Here is a 15,542-nt window from a genome sequence, read left to right as displayed (position 1 = left end):
GTTATCTGTTCATAAATTGTCCCATCATACGGTTCATAGCTCCGCCCCTGAGACGTCCGCCACGTTTTCCAATTCCCTTCATTGTCTTTTTGGTGTTGTTGTAGTACTTCAATAACTCCCTGACTTCGCTTTCGTCAACACCGGAACCACGTGCAATCCTTTGTATACGTGACTGCTTGATGATTTTAGGGTTCAGCATCTCCTCTTCTGTCATTGAGGACATCATTATCTTGTAGGATTCGAGTTTGTCCTCTGTCATTTTGGATGCCTCTTTTGAAATCTTGTTCCCCATACCAGGAATCATGTTGAGGACCTGCTGCATAGGACCCATGCTGTTCATCATCTCAAACTGGTTTTTCATGTCCATCAGTGTGAACTTACCGGTAAGCATGTTGTTCATGGTCTTTTCGGCAATGTCCTCATCGATGTTTTCTTCAGCCTTTTCGATAAGGGACTTGATGTCTCCCATTCCCAGAAGTCTTGAAATGAATCTTTCAGGGTCGAATAGCTCAAAATCATCTACCCTTTCACCAGTACCGATGAACTTGATTGGAGCACCGGTTTCAGCTACAGCTGACATCGCACCCCCACCTTTTGCTGAACCGTCTAGTTTTGTGATGATTATGGAACCGATATCGGTTGCCTGTGAGAATGCCTTTGCCTGTTCCCCAGCCTGCTGACCGATTGTACCGTCAATAACAAGAATGGCTTCATTAGGATTGATGATATTGTCCAGCTCATCCATCTCGGCAATGAGGTCTGACTCTTCCTTGTGCCTTCCCGCAGTATCGAAAATGATAACCTTACGGTTTTTGAACTCCTGCAGACCTTTTGCTGCAAGGTCAAGTGCATCCTTGTTGTTTGGATCACCGTATAAAGGCACATCCATCTCTTCAGTTAGTTGCCTTAACTGTTCGTAAGCTGCCGGCCTCCATGTGTCTGTACATACGACGGCAGGATTGAAACCTTTTTTCTGCAGATATCTACACAGTTTACCGATTGTGGTGGTTTTACCTGAACCCTGAAGCCCTAAAAATAATATCTTATATGGCCTGTCATTGATTTCAAGGCCTGCGGCTTCACTGCCCAAAAGGTTGACCATTTCCTCATAGATAATTGTTATGACGTGTTCCCTTGGAGTGATACCCTTTGGGGGTTCCTCCTCAAGAGCACGGTTCTCTATTTTTTTTGATAAATCTAAAACTAATTTAATATTAACGTCAGATTGAATTAATGCACGTTGTATGTCTTTTACAACTTCCTTAATTGTCTTTTTATCAATAACTGACATTCCTACTAATTTTTTCATTGTATTAGTAAGATTTTCACCTAAATTTCCGAGCATATTATCACTTCTTTTAGAAAAGTTAATTATTATATTAAGATATATTTATATTTATATAAGTTTTAATAATTTTCGTGTGATTATTATGTTAGAAGAAGTAATTAAATCTCTAGAGGCATCTCCTATTGTAAAGAAAGGTGAGTATAACTACTTTGTAAATCCTATAAGTGACGGTGTTCCGGCAATGAACCCTACAATGCTTAGGGAATTATCTCTTGCAGTGTACAAATACGCTAACTTGGATATTGATAAAATAGTTGCAGTTGAAGCTATGGGAATACATCTTGCAACCGCACTGTCCCTTGCAACCGATATTCCATTCGTGGTAATCCGTAAAAGGCAATACGGTCTTCCTGGTGAAAAGGAAGTCTATCAGAAAACCGGTTACGGCTCATCAAACCTCTATGTAAACGACTTGCATGAAGGTGAAAAGATATTGCTCATTGATGACGTTGTAAGTACCGGAGGAACATTGGTGGCACTTATCAAGACCCTTGAAGACATGGGCCTTGATTTGAAATCCGTTGTGGCAATCATCGACAAGGGCCAGGGAAAGGAAATCGTCAAAAAGGAAACAGGACTTGATGTCATATCAATCGTTAAGCTTGATGTGATTGACGGCAAGGTAGTAATTGAAAGCACAATTGAAGATTAAAATGTCAATGTATGATATGGACATGGATAGGGTAATCCGTAAAATCAACTCTATTGATGCAAAGACCGTAGGACTGCAGTTTCCCGAAGGGCTGAAAGTTCAGGCAACAAAAATAGCCAGAAAAATCGAAGAGGAAACCGAAGCCATAGTAATCATTTCAGGAGATCCGTGCTTCGGAGCGTGTGATGTCGGAGACTGGAAAATGAAAGGATCAGTTGACCTCATTGTTCACTACGGCCACACCCCGCTTCCACTAAAGTACGAGATTCCCACACTATTCATCGAGGCATACTCAAAGATAGACATCAAAAAGGACCTTGAAAAAAGCCTTGAATATCTAAAAGGTTACTCACGGATAGGACTCGTTACAACAACTCAGCACCTGCATCTTTTAAATGAAACACGGGATTTTCTTGAGGACAACGGCAAGGAAGTGATTCTAGGATCCTCACCGTCAACAAGAAAAGGACAGGTGTTGGGATGCAATTTCTCATCAATCAAGGATTTGGAAGTTGACGTGATTCTGTTCATTGGAAACGGGAATTTCCATCCTCTTGGAATCAAGCTATTTTCAAACACTCCGGTATTGGCCCTTGACCCGTACAATTCTGAAATAAGAAACATGGAGGAGTTTGCAGACAGGATTTTAAGGATACGCTTTGCAAGGATAACAAAGGCACGTTCAGCCAAAAAATGGGGAATACTGGTATCCTCAAAGGAAGGCCAGTATCGTATGATGCTTGCAAAGGAAATCAAGAAGATATTGGAGGATGCAAATATGGAAAGCTACATTATCCTTGTGGATAACGTATCTCCCGATGCATTGCTGCCATATATGGAATTAGATGCATTTGTAGTTAGTGCATGCCCAAGAATAGCCATTGACGATTCACAGATGTATAAAAAACCATTATTGACACCACAGGAACTGGAAATCGTATTAAACAAACGTGAATGGGAAAACTACCAGCTGGATGAAATCCTATTCCATGAAAGATATCAGTGAAAAACTGAAAACCTCACCATTTTACAAATACTTTTAAATATAAACATGAATAAAATTATTATATTAAAGAAATTTTAGTAATATCTTTATTTTGGTGATTTTAATATGAGTATAGAAGACGAAAAAATTGTTATGCCTGGAGACAAACTAGGAATTATTGAGCAATACCTCCCAGGTGAAGGTACTTACGATGACAATGGCGACATTAAATCAGCAGTACTTGGTAATGTTAAAATTAATCAAAAAATGAAGGTTATTTCTGTTGTGTCAGATGCAAAACCGGCTCTTTTAAAAGTAGGTGACACAGTATACGGTCAGATTACCGACATCAAGCCTCAAAGAGCTAATGTTAAAATCGAATGTATGAAAGATAATGGAAGACCACTGGCTCTACCATATATGGGAGCTATACACATTTCACAGGCAAAAAAGGATTATTTGGAAAAATTGTCCGATGCTTTTAGAATTGGAGACATTATCCAGGCAAGAGTAGTTAAAATAACAGGAGATAATGTTGATTTAGGAACTGTAGATGATGATTGTGGAGTCCTAAAGGCAATGTGTACCCGTTGTAGAGATTACATGCATACCACACAAAAAGAAAATGAGCTTCAGTGCAATACCTGTAATAAAAAAGAAAGACGTAAAGTCGCTCAAAACTATGTTAATGATTAATTAAGGTTGATAAAATGGAAAATTTTGAAATTATTGATGAAAAAACATTAGAACTCACTTTTGAAGTAAAAGATGAAAGTCATGGAGTTTGCAATGCTTTAAGACACATCTTAATGCAAGATCCTGATGTTGAATATGCTGTTTACAATATCGACCACCCTCTTACTGGAAAACCACAGATGACAATAAAAACCAAAAGGGGAAAAAGACCAAGAAGCGTATTGAAAAAAGCAGCAGAAGAATTACAGAAAGAAAGTTCTGAATTTAAAAAACTTTTAGATGAAGCTTTATAGCTTCAATTTTAATTTTTAATGTGATTTTATGGCAGAATATAAAAATCCTTCCTTAACAGCGGATATCTTTATTTTTGATGAGGATTTTAACTTTATTTTAATCAAAAGATTGAACGATCCCTATAAGGATTGCTGGGCATTGCCTGGAGGATTTGTCGAATACGGTGAAAGTGTTGAGGATGCTGCCATAAGAGAAGCAAAGGAAGAAACCAGTATTGATGTGGAACTCTTGGATTTGGTAAATGTCTATTCAAAACCGGGCAGAGACCCAAGAAGGCATACAGTAACCGTTGCATACACTGCAAAGGGTGACTTTTCACAAAGAATGGCAGAAAGCGATGCCAAAGATATTGATATTTTTTCATATGAAGATATTGACAACATCGAAATTGCTTTTGACCACAGAAAAATAATTGAAGACTCACTGAAAAAAGCTCAAAAATCAATCTAAAAGGTTAATATTTAAATAACTTAAAAAAAAGATTACATCATATAAAATAATTGGGAGATAATAAAATATGGAATTTTGTCCAGAATGTGGGGCTATGATGCTTCCAAGCAATGGTGTTTTAAAATGCAACAAATGCGGATATTCCAACGATATGGGCAGTGATGATGAATACAAACTATCCAGGGATATCAAAGCTGAAAACACCGTTAAAAATCTTGGAGAAGACATTGACGTAGGCCCAGTCACTAATGAAACCTGCCCAGAATGTGGAAATGATAAGGCCACATATAAAATGTTACAAACCCGTAGTGCTGATGAGGCACCTACACGTATTTTTACATGCACAAAATGTAAGCACACATGGAGAGCATACGACTAAGAGGTTTTCTTATGAAAGATTCTAAAAAAGAGCATAGGATTTCTGATTTAAAAGAAATGATTAATAATGTCACTGATGAAGAAGATTTTGAAGAAGACAAAGAATTAATCGATTATCTTAAAGAAGGTCATGTAGAAAATAATGATGACAATTTAGAAATCAATGACGAATTCATCTACCATCCAGGCAATGATGATGTTGATGCTATTAATTTAGAAGAAAACCCCATCAATGAAGATTATGTAATTAAAGCTCCAAAAGTTAAAAAATCAACTGGGAATGACTATGATGAATATGAAGACGACCTTGTCGGAGAGATAAGTGAAAACTTCGATAATGTCATCCATGCCAAAATAAAAGGCAGATCCGTTTTTGCAATGGTCGGAATCGTTCTGGGAGTCATTTTCATAATACTATCCGTATTCATATTCCAGTCACGTAGTGATAGAGTAGTGGATAATGTTGTCGCTGGGGAAACCAGTTTTATGTTCGTTATTTTCCTAATTGCAGGATTATTCTTATTAATTTATGGAATCTACAAAGTATTTAATATTAAAAATCCGTTTGGAAGTATGACAAGTAAGATTGATTCTATAGATAATGATGATGATAAAAAAGACGACAAAACCACCCCTAAAGAAAAACCATCCCCGAAAGTTTTACCAAAAAGTGAAATTCCACTTGATAAGGATTCCTACAAGATAGGCGAATTTGATATGGGCGATATTAAAACTTCACTTAAAAAACCTGCTTCTTCTACAAAAAATCAAGAGCCTATTGAAGAAAAAGTTGAGGATATTCCTCCGGCAAAAGAAAAAGTTCAAGAGGAATTTACCGCCGAGGAAATCGAACAGATTGAATATGAACAGGCTGAACTTGAAAATGAATCAATTGATGACATTTTCGCTGAAGTCGATGAAATGGAAGATATTCCACTAATCTCAATCGACACTAAAGAAGAAAAATAATTTTTATAAACGGGGCCTGTGGTCTAGTTAGGAATGACGTGGGACTTCGGATCCCAAGATCGAGGGTTCAAATCCCTCCAGGTCCGCTTATTTTTTCACACGAACAACAGCTTCCTTGAAAAAGTCAGGAATCAGTGATCTGTACATTGGACTTTTAAATAGCATGTTGATATCGCTGTCAATGATATATGTGTAACAGGAATCGTCTTCAGCTCTCATTCCACGCCCGTATGCCTGCATCAATGTCATGACTGTCTTATATGCATACCATTTCTTGTCCCTTTTCATTCTCATGTTTACCTGCTTGTCGCCGAGATATGGGAACGGCACCTTATAGATTACCTGGAAACGGCACTTGTCATACGGCAGGTCCACACCCTCACTCATTGACGGGGAAACCAGAACCAAAGGATTTTCATCCTTCTCAAAGAAGTTCAATACCTCTTCCCTGTTTTTGGAAGTGTGGGAAACCAGCCTTGAATTGTAAAGGTTGTTGGTGATGTACTGCTGACATTTGTAGCTGTGGGTATGTATCAAACCCTTGTCACCCTCATGCTTTTTAAGAATTTCCTGCAATATAGGAATTGTCTTCGGTGCTGTATTCTTTATCCTGTTTGCAGACATTTTTCCAGCAAGATTGAGAATGATTGGCCTTTTTTCCTTGGTGAAGGGACTGTCGACCTTTATATGGTATACCTCATTTGGATTCAATCCGAGCCATTTTGAAAACATCTTGTGTGAGAGTATTGTCGCACTCATGAAGATTACAACATCCCCATATTTCAAAAGGTTGTTTTTGGCATATTGATGAACCCTCAATGGCTTGAAGCACACGCTTGTCTCATCAGTGTCTATAACCCAGTTCTTAGGTTCCTTTTCAAGGTTTTCCTTAAGGGTTTTAAGCCTTGCAATTGTTGATCTTATCCTGTCTGCCTTGTTTTTGCTTACATCCTTAAGTTCAATCTCATCATAGGCATCGCGAATGGCATCAATTTCCATTACCCAGTCCTCAAGTTCGCCGTCCTCGAGGATTTCCTTGGTCATTACCTTGTTGATATCCTTTTCAAGACGCCTGTTGTATAGGGTGACCTCCATTGTGGACATCAGCTTGTTTTCAATGTTGTGGGCCTCGTCCAAAATCAGCAGTGAACGTGTACCGAAATGCTTTACATAGTTGAGCTCAACAATAGCATAGTCATAGTTCATCAGTGTAATTGGGGAGTTGACAGCATTTGCCTTTTGGTTCCAGTAATGGCAATGTGAATCTGACTGGTAGAAAACTGTTCCTCCAAATGAATCCTCAAAGGCAAGCTCTGCATCCAATGTCGGATTTTTGGCAACGCCATAAGGACAGAAGAATTTGCTTGATGTCGGTGTTGTCTTACAGTCTCCCATATCACAGGTGGATTCGAGATTGTCATGCAAACATGCGAAATTACCCCTTCCCTTAACCAGCGGAAAGGCAAACTCGTTTGAATACTGGGCCTGCAACTGCTTGGTCATGGTCAGTATATAGGCTGATTCATACATTTTGGCAAGAGTTGTGGCTATTGCTGATTTACCAGTACCTGTTCCCGCTTCAAGGATGATATACTTATATCCCTTTTTGATTGCATCATGGATATCCTGTATAATTTCAAGCTGACCCATTCTTGGCTCTTTAAATGGGAAATTGGCAATGATTTCATCGTCAATATCAGGATAGATTTCCTTAAGATATGCTGCTGTGCCCTCATCCTGCTGATAATCCTCAATTGAATAAACTTCAGGAATCTCATCATCCAAAATAGATGATTTTCTAGGCTTTGCAAAACTAAATAAGTTAGTAGGACCTTTAGATTTTTTATTATTGTATTTTCCACAAACACAATTACTTTTTAACATTCCGCAATTCGGACAAAACATTGAATTTGACATCAAAAATATATTAGTGATGATGTAATATAAATAAGTAGTAGACGAGCAAATTTCAAAATTGCATTTAAATTGTAAAAGTGATTATATGGCAGACAAAGGAAAACTAATAGGAATTGGTGTTGGACCTGGAGATACAGAATTGTTAACTTTAAAAGCTGCTAAAGTATTGAAAAGTGTTCCAGTAGTATTCTCACCAAAATCATCAAAAGAAAAGGAAAGTATAGCATTATCTATTGTAAAACCTATACTGGAAGAGAGAAAAGATTATAAAAGATTAATGCTTGTAGAACCTATTTTTCCTATGATTGAAGATAAAGAAGAACTTAAAAAGATTTGGAATAGCGCAGCAGAAATGATTGCACAATATCTTGACAGCGGAAGGGACGTTGCATTCATCACTCTTGGAGACACCTCAATTTTCAGTACCTACTCATATGTACAGCAAAGACTTATTGGAAGATATGAAATTGAAACCATTCCGGGAATTACTTCATTTACAGCATGTGCCGCCGCAAGAAACAAGGCTCTTGTTGAGCAGAATGACATTTTAACAATAGTTCCTAAAATCGACGAAAGACTGGATGACGTTTTGGAATACAGCGATTCCATTGTTCTTATGAAGGCTTCCAGAAATACATCCGATCTGGAGTCAAAAATTGAAGCTAAAAACAGAAAAAAAGAGATATATTCCGTGCAAAATTGTACACGTGAAAACGAAAAAATTATTGAAGGCTTTTCCAATGAAAAACCTTACCTTACAACTACCATCATTAAGTTTGACGATGATTAGTAATTTTTGATGTGTTGAGGTTCTATCTCAAACACACACTTTTCATCACCCATTGTGTAGCATTGGGTTTCTATTACGCTTACCGGCATGTTAAAGAATTCGGAAAACAGTCCCTCGAATATTCCAGTATCCAAAAAGCATGCAGGCTTACCGGTTCTTGGAAGAAGTTTACATTCGAAACAGTCAAATGTTGTAATTTTTATGATCTGACCTATTTTAAAGGTTAGCCTTCCCAGGCCTTTTCTTTGCCAGAACTCGGCAATGTTTTCCATAAAAATATCCAAATCATCATTGTAAACTGAATTAAAAATAGATTTACCTATGCTGTTTCCTGTTGACTGCAGAATCGGATCTATGTTGACCCCTTCCTGAATCAGCATGGATTTTAATGTATGGAAAAGAAGGGTTGAGAATTCCTCATCGTCTTCAATGAGATTTTTTATAATATAATCAGATTGGGTTTCATCAATTTCCTTTGGTTCGGTGATGTTTACGGAACCCAGAAACTTAGAATTGATATAAAATATTTTTTTTCGGTTATCATCAGGGTGAACTCTATAAGATATAATTCCATTTTCTCTTAATCTTTTCAAATGCACTGATACTGTTGATTTTGATTTACCTGTATTGCTAACGATTTCATCGAATTCCATGTCGCTATCCCTTAACATTTCAAGAATGGTTAGTTTTACAGGACTTTTAACGACATTTACACCAATGTTCTCGTTTAAGTTTGAAAATATTTGTATCGGTTTTCCTTCGCTCATCTGAACATCCCCCAATATATATAATATTATTTAAAATTGTTGCTTAATAAATGTAACTATTAATTAAAAAATAAGTATTTGTTTAAAATTTATAATTATTATTGAACAGTATATAAAACATGAATGAAAAAAATACGAACTGTTCGTTTAAAATGAAAATAAATAGTTCGTATTTTTAAAACGAATTCTACATTATACCAAACAATCTTTTGGCATTTTCAGTGGTAATCCCTATAACATCCTCTTCGGTAATGCCCAATTCATCTGACATTTTTGCGGTTACATACTTTAAGTTCATCGGGGTATTGATTTCACCCCTCATCCCTTCCGGAGACATATAGGGCGAATCGGTTTCAACAAGCATATGGTGAATGTCAATCTCACTGACCAACCTCTTTGTTTTCCTATTGTTTGTGTGGGTAACGGTTCCGCCTATCCCTATGAAAAACCCTAACTTGATGAACTGCCTTGCCATTTCAACCGAACCCTGGTAGGAATGAAGAGATCCGACCACATCATGTTTCTTTAATATGTCAAACGTGTCCTGCATGGACTTTCGTGAATGCACAATAACGGGCAGGTCGTGTTTTTGGGCAAGACCAAGCATCTTTTCAAATAGCTCCTTTTGCAAATCCTTGTTGTCTTTTCTTTGGTAATAATCAAGGCCGATTTCACCCACCGCAACAACCTTATCCTCATCAAGCAGTTTGTCCAGAAGTGAAATGTCATCATCACAAACATCCTCGGCAAAGGTGTGAAAATATCCCAAGGCGGCATAGGCATTATCATACTTGTGGGACAGTTCCAATACCTCCCCATTGCTTACGGGATCGGTACCGTTCAGTATCAGACTTATGTCATTTTTCCCGGCCTCTTTTATAATATCCTCTGCATTATCCATTTCACTTTCATAAATGTGGCAGTGTGTATCAATTATCATGAAAATCCCTTTGAAAGATTATTTATTGGTTAAATTTTATATATATTATAGATTGAGTTAAATTTTTTGGTGAGATAATATGGATGAGAAGTTTTCAAGAACAGAAATGTTGGTTGGAAATGAGGGAATGGAAAAATTGAATGATGCAAAAGTTGCAGTTTTCGGACTTGGCGGTGTAGGCTCCTTTGTCTGTGAAGGACTTGCAAGAAGCGGTGTCGGCAACTTTATCTTAGTTGATTTTGACAAGATTGATGAAACCAACATCAACAGACAGCTGATTGCAACCGTAAATACAATCGGCAAATATAAAGTTGACGTGATGAAGGAAAGGATACTGGAAATAAATCCGAATGCAAATGTTGAAACATACAAGGAATTCTACATGGCGGACTGTCCAATCGACATCATCACGGAGGACCTCTCATATGCCGTTGACTGTGTGGATACGATTATGGCAAAGATTGCAATCATCTGCAAATGCGATGAGATTGGCGTGCCCGTCATGTCCTCAATGGGAACCGGAAACAAATTGGACCCTACAATGTTTGAGGTTGCAGACATTTATGAAACCTCAGTATGTCCACTTGCCAAAATAATGAAAAAAGACCTTAGAAAAAGAAATATTGAAAAATTGAAGGTAGTGTATTCCCAGGAGCATGCAATAAACACAAACGACCATCCGATAAACCAGGACAGAAAATTCAAGGTGAAGGGCAGCGTTTCGTTTGTGCCTTCGGTTGCAGGATTGATAATTGCGGGCGAAGTGATAAAGGACATTGCTAATAAATGATTTGTTCCCAATTTCTTTAATTTATGAAAAAAATCGGATAATTGTAATGATATGCAGACCAAGGCATTCAAAGATGGAAAGCAGATACTTAACAATGTGACCTGGATGCAGAGCAAAAATAGTAATACCTTTAAAATCGAGCGAAATCCCGAAACACATCAAATGACAGGAAAAGAGGTAGTCATTCCTCCAATAGAACTGAAACTTGATGCATCAAAATACAAATATGTCCTAAGACACCCAATTAATCATTCCCTGAAAGAGCGAGGAACGGTGGATCTTGGAATGTTTTTGTGAAATTCGATTGCAATATCCATGATTTCAACAGAAATGTCTCCGGTTCTCTCAAATGCCTTAATTACACGTGTGAGATAGATGTAATAATTCGCATGGTCAACATCGTCAAAGGTTGATTCCCCCATCTGAAGCGCAATTTCCCTCATGGCCCTGTCCTGCATCTTATGCATTTTTTCCTCAGTATCCATCAAATCATCCTTTAATCGACCTTGCTGTCAATGAATGCTTCGCTGGCATAGGAAACGGAATTTTTAGCATACTTATACATCTTCTTTAGGATTTCAAGAATCCTTTCATCCACTATGGCATCATCATTGATGACGAACTTGTTGAGATGGCCGCAGTAATCCCCGATTCTCTCGTAATTGTAGGCCACTTCATTAAAAAGCAGAATTTTGGAAAGCTTTGAGTGGGGATCCAGATTGACAACGGTTTCCACTGATGATCGAATCTTTTCAAACATGTTGTTTGTTGTAAAATCCATTTCAAGAGCTTCCTTAGCTTTCCTCTTGTTCTTTTCAAGGATTGCCTCAAAGGAGAGTTCCAACTGATTTTCAATATGCTCGGCCATTGTCCTTAAAATGTTCTGCATTAAAAAATCCGTTGAAATCTTTTTATGGCCGAACTCGGAGTCCCCGTAAACCTCATCATACTTTTCCAGGTTAACTACGTAGACCTTGCGGACAATGTCCTGGTCGACCAATGGCTTTAGGAGTTTGGTTACATATCTCCTGCTTATCTGCAAATCATCAGCGATTTCGTCCTGATTGGCCGGATTTTGATAAAAAATGTATTCCAAAATTTCTTCCAATGTTTTATTACAAACAATACAAAGGACTTAAAAAGGAGAGTTTAAAAGACAACATGACAAATCTTGAACTAATTTTTAACATGTTAGCAGAAGCATCAACAACCGAAATAAGCAAAGTTGAAAATCCCGATGGTTTTGAAGAAAGCCGTGATATTGCAAAACGTGGGGGAAACATTGCAGGAAATGCAAGGCAAGAACTTGAAGAAGTAACCGGCAAATCAGTAATCAGTAAAAAGAATTCTAAAAATCCTGAATTATTGGATGAATAATTAATTCATCTACTTTTTTTGTTTTTTAATAAAAGACGAACGTTCGTATAAAACGTATGATATAGTTCGCAACATTATCAATTTTCAGTAAATCTCAACATATTATTTTTAAATAATTATGTGGTTTAAAGAGTAAATAATGTTATGCTGTAACCAGTTCAGATTCAATAGCAGGAATACCATTTAAATTAGTTGTGATTCTATTCATTCCAAAAGTTTGTGTTTTATTATGGACCGGAACTGCTAATTTGACTTTTAAATTTATAGCTTCTTCAGTGATTATTGATTGAATAGTAATTTTAGTTAAATTATTAAAATGACTTTTATCCAGATTGAATATTTTAGATGCATTTAGAAATTCAAATGCAACAGGTTTACCATCTTTATCAATATCCAGAATCACATCATTGTCTAATTCAAGTGAAACTTCATATTCATAATCATCCACACAATATATGAATAATGAGTCTCCTTGACGGTCATAATCATATACTACTTTGTTGTTCATTTTCTCACCCTTTGATTTCTATAAGTTTCCATAACAGTTACAAACTTCACATCTTTATTATCATTTATACCTATCACTAATGATATATCTTTTGTAGGTCTCTGATTGTGTTCAAAATATAATCTAAATTTATTGTAATCTTGCTTGATAATCCCCATTAATGGATTGTGTAAGAATGTTTCAAAGATTAAGCCAAAATCTCCAATCCGTTGAATATTCCTAACATCAAAATGTTTAGTATCAGGCATGAACGATTGATCACATGAATTAATTATTTCAATTGCCTCTTCAATAGAATAATCTCTCATTTTTAAAACCTTTATTTTATATTTTAAAAAATTTAATTTAATATTATTTTAAATTACGAATTTTATAAGCTTTTTGTTTTAAATGAATACAATATTATAAAGTTAAAGCAATTTTACAAAAGTAGAGCAATTTTTATAAAAGAAATTTCCCAAAGACAAAATCTATAAAAATACGAATAATTCATATAAAACGTATGATATAGTTCGAATACTTATCGATTTGCCAACTAAAACTCAAATATATAATTAATAGAAAGAAAAATTTAAAAAATTAGATATTGGAAGCAAAAATAACTAATTATCCAATGATTCATCAGCATATTTAAATTTACTTCTTGAAAACAACCAGACAATCAATGCCGCAACAGAAACCGCACTAGCTGCCATCATTACATATGACCATCCCCCCAATGACCATAAAAGAGATGCAAGAGCACTTCCGACAGCCCCAAATATAAAGTTATTCACAACAAAAACCGTATTCAGTCTGCTGCGCTCACCCTGAGATAAGTTAAACAATCTTGTCTGGGTCAAGACGCTTACTCCCTGAACTGCAATTGAAAGTACCGCTGCAACAATCACAATGGCAACTATTGAATCACTGAATGCAAAGCCGCACACCATACTAACAAGGCAAACCACAATGAACGCTCCGAGCGCAGGTATGCTCAAGCCTTTGTCCTGCAATTTTCCGATTCCCACACCAAATACTGCCGCTGCAAGACCTGCCAGACTTACAAGCCCAATTTGGAACGTGTTATAGTTAAATGGATCTGCGGACAGAAGAAATGTTAAGGAAGTCCAGAATATGTTGAAAATCAAACCGAATATCAGTCCTGAGTGCAGTAATATGTTCGGCAAGGACCTATGATTTTTAAAGGTGGTGAAAACACTTGCCAAAAGTTTCCCATATGATTTAAATTTGTTTTTTGCAGGAATTTCCGGCAATACATAAATCATTACCAAAACCATGACCAGATTCAAGGCGGCCGCTATTACATAAACTGATCTCCATCCCCAAAATCCTGCAATGATGCCACTTGCAAACCTTGAAAAGAGGATACCGGTTGTTATTCCGGATGATACAATTCCAACGATGTGGCCACGTTCATCCTCACGGCTCAAATCCCCTGCAAGAGGCAATATGATTTGACCGGAAATTGTTACAATCCCCATACTGAAGAGTGACAGCGACAATATGATAAATGAAGGAGATATGGCACAGGAGACCAAAGCCAATACGGACAGAACCATTACAATAGCTATCATACGTTTTCTTCGAACAAAATCGCCCAAAGGCAAAATAAAGAGAATTCCCATCGCATAGCCTATTTGGGTTGCAGTAACCAGAAGTCCCCCATTTGCTGCGGGAAGACCGAAACCATCCATTATCTGGACAAGCAACGGCTGGGCCCAGTACAGATTACCTATTGCAAGACCTAAACATATCGCAAACAGTATCGCCAGGAATTTAGTCATGACTATCTCATTATCATTCATATTATCGCACCAATTAAAATTTTCTAATCAAATATTTAAAAAATAGGGTATTTAAAGATAAAGTGGCATCAATGACATCTAAAAAACTTAATATTAAAACATATATAACAATAAACATGACTTTAAATCCAAAAAAACTTGCATATTACGAAAAAAAGTATGAACGAAACCCACTGGAAGACACTCTCAAATTCATGAGCAACAAATGGACACTGCATGTTTTAAGAGACCTATTTTTAGGAAAAAGCCATTTCAATGAATTTAAAGTCAACAGACCCTCACTGGACAACAAGGCACTGTCAAGATGCCTTAAGACAATGCAGGATAATGGCCTTATTTACAAGACAAATGAGGGCAATGATCCAAAAAATACCCAATATTTCCTAACCAAAAAGGGAAGGTCACTGAATAAGGTATTCTATGAACTGTTACTGTTTGCTCTTGAAACGGATGTCGACAACGAACATTATTCGGAATATGAAAAAAAAGAATTGAAAGAAATGTATAAGGAAATATTGGATTTAAAATGAAAAGAATGAATTTTTAAAAATCCATCTATTCCTGATTACTTAAAAGAACACCACCGACTCCAACATTGTCAAATTTCCTTTCGTTGAACAGCACATATATCATTTCTATCGGAAGGCCTGTGACTCTTGAAGCGGATTCGCTGAATTCTTTTGCTAAAATTTCTTTTTGCTCTTTTGTTAATTCTCCTATATCAAAACTTATAACTGGCATATTATCACCAATTGAAAATTAAATTTTTCTAAATAAAAAGTTAATGTGGCATGAAAGCCACTTAATTAATAACTATACCCTCTTGAAAAAGCCACTATAATAACGAACTATTCGTATAAAACGTATGATATA

21 protein-coding genes, 1 tRNA gene and 1 pseudogene are annotated in these 15,542 nt (G+C 36.6%); 13 read left to right on the top strand and 10 right to left on the bottom strand.

Features of this window, described 5'->3' with window-relative positions; all coding sequences use genetic code 11:
- Position 1: 1 nt before the first annotated feature.
- Positions 2–1,345, bottom strand: coding sequence for a signal recognition particle protein Srp54 (locus QZV03_RS03165; RefSeq protein ID WP_296874258.1), 1,344 nt, complete (start codon positions 1,343–1,345; stop codon positions 2–4).
- A gap of 85 nt (positions 1,346–1,430) precedes the next feature.
- On the opposite strand from QZV03_RS03165, the gene hpt reads away from it, so the two are divergent.
- The 8 genes from hpt to QZV03_RS03125 all read left to right on the top strand — a co-directional run bounded on the left by hpt (position 1,431) and on the right by QZV03_RS03125 (position 5,858).
- Complete coding sequence (hpt, locus tag QZV03_RS03160; protein ID WP_296874257.1) at positions 1,431–2,000, top strand: hypoxanthine/guanine phosphoribosyltransferase; 570 nt, start codon at positions 1,431–1,433, stop codon at positions 1,998–2,000.
- Between the two features lies 1 nt (position 2,001).
- Positions 2,002–3,006: a diphthamide biosynthesis enzyme Dph2 gene (gene dph2, locus QZV03_RS03155; RefSeq protein WP_296874256.1), complete on the top strand. Its 1,005-nt coding sequence runs from the start codon at positions 2,002–2,004 to the stop codon at positions 3,004–3,006.
- A 105-nt stretch (positions 3,007–3,111) separates the two neighbouring features.
- On the top strand, positions 3,112–3,681 hold the full coding sequence (locus tag QZV03_RS03150) for an exosome complex RNA-binding protein Csl4 (protein ID WP_296874255.1): 570 nt from the start codon (positions 3,112–3,114) through the stop codon (positions 3,679–3,681).
- 14 nt (positions 3,682–3,695) lie between these two features.
- A complete protein-coding gene (locus QZV03_RS03145) occupies positions 3,696–3,974 on the top strand; it encodes a DNA-directed RNA polymerase subunit L (protein WP_296874254.1) in 279 nt (92 codons plus the stop codon).
- Positions 3,975–4,002: 28 nt separating this feature from the next.
- On the top strand, positions 4,003–4,425 hold the full coding sequence (locus QZV03_RS03140) for an NUDIX hydrolase (protein ID WP_296874253.1): 423 nt from the start codon (positions 4,003–4,005) through the stop codon (positions 4,423–4,425).
- 67 nt (positions 4,426–4,492) lie between these two features.
- Positions 4,493–4,804: a transcription factor S gene (locus QZV03_RS03135; RefSeq protein ID WP_296874252.1), complete on the top strand. Its 312-nt coding sequence runs from the start codon at positions 4,493–4,495 to the stop codon at positions 4,802–4,804.
- Positions 4,805–4,815: 11 nt separating this feature from the next.
- Entirely contained in the window at positions 4,816–5,772 is a 957-nt protein-coding gene (locus QZV03_RS03130) for a topoisomerase IV (RefSeq protein ID WP_296874251.1), read from the top strand.
- Positions 5,773–5,784: 12 nt separating this feature from the next.
- A tRNA-Arg gene (locus QZV03_RS03125) sits at positions 5,785–5,858 on the top strand.
- Between the two features lies 1 nt (position 5,859).
- Here QZV03_RS03125 and QZV03_RS03120 read toward each other — a convergent pair.
- Complete coding sequence (locus QZV03_RS03120) at positions 5,860–7,689, bottom strand: helicase C-terminal domain-containing protein (protein ID WP_296874250.1); 1,830 nt, start codon at positions 7,687–7,689, stop codon at positions 5,860–5,862.
- Between the two features lie 85 nt (positions 7,690–7,774).
- On the opposite strand from QZV03_RS03120, the gene cobI reads away from it, so the two are divergent.
- Positions 7,775–8,479 (top strand): precorrin-2 C(20)-methyltransferase, encoded by a 705-nt coding sequence (gene cobI, locus QZV03_RS03115; protein ID WP_296874249.1) that lies wholly within the window; start codon positions 7,775–7,777, stop codon positions 8,477–8,479.
- Here cobI and QZV03_RS03110 read toward each other — a convergent pair.
- Both QZV03_RS03110 and QZV03_RS03105 read right to left on the bottom strand, forming a co-directional pair.
- A complete protein-coding gene (locus tag QZV03_RS03110) occupies positions 8,476–9,246 on the bottom strand; it encodes a V4R domain-containing protein (protein ID WP_296874248.1) in 771 nt (256 codons plus the stop codon). The two genes, cobI and QZV03_RS03110, sit on opposite strands and share 4 nt — an antisense overlap.
- Before the next feature lie 187 nt (positions 9,247–9,433).
- Entirely contained in the window at positions 9,434–10,186 is a 753-nt protein-coding gene (locus QZV03_RS03105; protein ID WP_296874247.1) for a TatD family hydrolase, read from the bottom strand.
- 79 nt (positions 10,187–10,265) lie between these two features.
- Between QZV03_RS03105 and QZV03_RS03100 the strand changes: the two genes are divergently transcribed.
- Together QZV03_RS03100 and QZV03_RS03095 are read left to right on the top strand one after the other, a co-directional pair.
- Positions 10,266–10,976: a tRNA threonylcarbamoyladenosine dehydratase gene (locus QZV03_RS03100; RefSeq protein WP_296874246.1), complete on the top strand. Its 711-nt coding sequence runs from the start codon at positions 10,266–10,268 to the stop codon at positions 10,974–10,976.
- Between the two features lie 51 nt (positions 10,977–11,027).
- Positions 11,028–11,273 (top strand): hypothetical protein, encoded by a 246-nt coding sequence (locus QZV03_RS03095; RefSeq protein WP_296874245.1) that lies wholly within the window; start codon positions 11,028–11,030, stop codon positions 11,271–11,273.
- On the opposite strand, the gene QZV03_RS03090 is transcribed toward QZV03_RS03095, so the two are convergent.
- Positions 11,225–11,461 (bottom strand): hypothetical protein, encoded by a 237-nt coding sequence (locus QZV03_RS03090; protein WP_296874244.1) that lies wholly within the window; start codon positions 11,459–11,461, stop codon positions 11,225–11,227. The two genes, QZV03_RS03095 and QZV03_RS03090, sit on opposite strands and share 49 nt — an antisense overlap.
- 11 nt (positions 11,462–11,472) lie before the next feature.
- Positions 11,473–12,072, bottom strand: coding sequence for a PhoU domain-containing protein (locus QZV03_RS03085; RefSeq protein ID WP_296874243.1), 600 nt, complete (start codon positions 12,070–12,072; stop codon positions 11,473–11,475).
- A gap of 20 nt (positions 12,073–12,092) precedes the next feature.
- Between QZV03_RS03085 and QZV03_RS03080 the strand changes: the two are divergent.
- A pseudogene (locus tag QZV03_RS03080) lies at positions 12,093–12,353 on the top strand (hypothetical protein); the annotation flags it as partial.
- A gap of 142 nt (positions 12,354–12,495) precedes the next feature.
- On the opposite strand, the gene QZV03_RS03075 reads toward QZV03_RS03080, so the two are convergent.
- From QZV03_RS03075 to QZV03_RS03065, 3 genes are all read right to left on the bottom strand, one after another.
- The gene (locus QZV03_RS03075; RefSeq protein WP_296874241.1) at positions 12,496–12,861 is read right to left on the bottom strand and encodes a DUF2283 domain-containing protein; all 366 of its coding nucleotides are present in this window, start codon (positions 12,859–12,861) and stop codon (positions 12,496–12,498) included.
- Positions 12,858–13,169: a hypothetical protein gene (locus QZV03_RS03070; RefSeq protein WP_292743019.1), complete on the bottom strand. Its 312-nt coding sequence runs from the start codon at positions 13,167–13,169 to the stop codon at positions 12,858–12,860. Before QZV03_RS03070 ends, QZV03_RS03075 begins: the two co-directional genes overlap by 4 nt.
- Before the next feature lie 294 nt (positions 13,170–13,463).
- Positions 13,464–14,669: an MFS transporter gene (locus tag QZV03_RS03065; protein WP_296874240.1), complete on the bottom strand. Its 1,206-nt coding sequence runs from the start codon at positions 14,667–14,669 to the stop codon at positions 13,464–13,466.
- A 71-nt stretch (positions 14,670–14,740) separates the two neighbouring features.
- Here QZV03_RS03065 and QZV03_RS03060 point away from each other — a divergent pair, with 71 nt between their 5' ends.
- Positions 14,741–15,199, top strand: a complete 459-nt coding sequence (locus QZV03_RS03060; RefSeq protein WP_116592878.1) for a helix-turn-helix domain-containing protein — start codon at positions 14,741–14,743, stop codon at positions 15,197–15,199.
- A 25-nt stretch (positions 15,200–15,224) separates the two neighbouring features.
- Here the strand turns inward: QZV03_RS03060 and dmpI are convergent, their stop codons facing one another.
- The gene (dmpI, locus tag QZV03_RS03055; protein WP_058738979.1) at positions 15,225–15,410 is read right to left on the bottom strand and encodes a 4-oxalocrotonate tautomerase DmpI; all 186 of its coding nucleotides are present in this window, start codon (positions 15,408–15,410) and stop codon (positions 15,225–15,227) included.
- Positions 15,411–15,542 lie beyond the last annotated feature (132 nt).

Origin of the sequence: uncultured Methanobrevibacter sp., assembly GCF_902788255.1 — an archaeon.
Classification (GTDB): Archaea; Methanobacteriota; Methanobacteria; order Methanobacteriales; family Methanobacteriaceae; genus Methanocatella.
This window is presented reverse-complemented; position numbering and strand designations above follow the sequence as displayed.

Coding starts and splice junctions, on each gene's coding strand:
- QZV03_RS03165 (WP_296874258.1), bottom strand. CDS start 1,345: ATGCTCGGAAATTTAGGTGAAAATCTTACTAATACAATGAAAAAATTA.
- hpt (WP_296874257.1), top strand. CDS start 1,431: ATGTTAGAAGAAGTAATTAAATCTCTAGAGGCATCTCCTATTGTAAAG.
- dph2 (WP_296874256.1), top strand. CDS start 2,002: ATGTCAATGTATGATATGGACATGGATAGGGTAATCCGTAAAATCAAC.
- QZV03_RS03150 (WP_296874255.1), top strand. CDS start 3,112: ATGAGTATAGAAGACGAAAAAATTGTTATGCCTGGAGACAAACTAGGA.
- QZV03_RS03145 (WP_296874254.1), top strand. CDS start 3,696: ATGGAAAATTTTGAAATTATTGATGAAAAAACATTAGAACTCACTTTT.
- QZV03_RS03140 (WP_296874253.1), top strand. CDS start 4,003: ATGGCAGAATATAAAAATCCTTCCTTAACAGCGGATATCTTTATTTTT.
- QZV03_RS03135 (WP_296874252.1), top strand. CDS start 4,493: ATGGAATTTTGTCCAGAATGTGGGGCTATGATGCTTCCAAGCAATGGT.
- QZV03_RS03130 (WP_296874251.1), top strand. CDS start 4,816: ATGAAAGATTCTAAAAAAGAGCATAGGATTTCTGATTTAAAAGAAATG.
- QZV03_RS03120 (WP_296874250.1), bottom strand. CDS start 7,689: ATGTCAAATTCAATGTTTTGTCCGAATTGCGGAATGTTAAAAAGTAAT.
- cobI (WP_296874249.1), top strand. CDS start 7,775: ATGGCAGACAAAGGAAAACTAATAGGAATTGGTGTTGGACCTGGAGAT.
- QZV03_RS03110 (WP_296874248.1), bottom strand. CDS start 9,246: ATGAGCGAAGGAAAACCGATACAAATATTTTCAAACTTAAACGAGAAC.
- QZV03_RS03105 (WP_296874247.1), bottom strand. CDS start 10,186: ATGATAATTGATACACACTGCCACATTTATGAAAGTGAAATGGATAAT.
- QZV03_RS03100 (WP_296874246.1), top strand. CDS start 10,266: ATGGATGAGAAGTTTTCAAGAACAGAAATGTTGGTTGGAAATGAGGGA.
- QZV03_RS03095 (WP_296874245.1), top strand. CDS start 11,028: ATGCAGACCAAGGCATTCAAAGATGGAAAGCAGATACTTAACAATGTG.
- QZV03_RS03090 (WP_296874244.1), bottom strand. CDS start 11,461: ATGGATACTGAGGAAAAAATGCATAAGATGCAGGACAGGGCCATGAGG.
- QZV03_RS03075 (WP_296874241.1), bottom strand. CDS start 12,861: ATGAACAACAAAGTAGTATATGATTATGACCGTCAAGGAGACTCATTA.
- QZV03_RS03070 (WP_292743019.1), bottom strand. CDS start 13,169: ATGAGAGATTATTCTATTGAAGAGGCAATTGAAATAATTAATTCATGT.
- QZV03_RS03065 (WP_296874240.1), bottom strand. CDS start 14,669: ATGAATGATAATGAGATAGTCATGACTAAATTCCTGGCGATACTGTTT.
- QZV03_RS03060 (WP_116592878.1), top strand. CDS start 14,741: ATGACATCTAAAAAACTTAATATTAAAACATATATAACAATAAACATG.
- dmpI (WP_058738979.1), bottom strand. CDS start 15,410: ATGCCAGTTATAAGTTTTGATATAGGAGAATTAACAAAAGAGCAAAAA.